Here is a 325-nt window from a genome sequence, read left to right as displayed (position 1 = left end):
TTGAATGAAATTTATGACAGGCGATTAATTAATCAAATAGTAAAAAGAAAATACCCGCTGTAGTGTGTGCTAGACAAAATAAAGAGGAGGATCAATCCATGAATCAATATATTGTTACCTATAGCGGCCTTGGTAGTGACAACTCAGTTCTGGTTAACTCGCAGATTGCTTTAGATTTTAATTGGAGTACGGGTGGGGTTAGTGATTTTTTAATTGCGGTGGAGAATGAGGCACTCACTCAAGCCACGGGATTTAATAGCTCTGTAGCAAGAATCTCTATTGTTAGAATATATACTCTGCAATAAATAACATATTAAATAACCCC

1 protein-coding gene is annotated in these 325 nt (G+C 36.0%); it reads left to right on the top strand.

Annotated features, from left to right (window positions below; genetic code table 11):
• Positions 1 to 98 precede the first annotated feature (98 nt).
• A complete protein-coding gene (locus NXS07_RS21080; RefSeq protein ID WP_238126313.1) occupies positions 99 to 305 on the top strand; it encodes a hypothetical protein in 207 nt (68 codons plus the stop codon).
• Positions 306 to 325: the final 20 nt, after the last annotated feature.

Origin of the sequence: Xenorhabdus bovienii (assembly GCF_024721015.1) — a bacterium.
Lineage (GTDB): Bacteria > Pseudomonadota > Gammaproteobacteria > Enterobacterales > Enterobacteriaceae > Xenorhabdus > Xenorhabdus bovienii.
The sequence above is the reverse complement of the archived record's forward strand: the minus strand, read 5'-3'. Positions and strand labels throughout refer to the sequence as shown.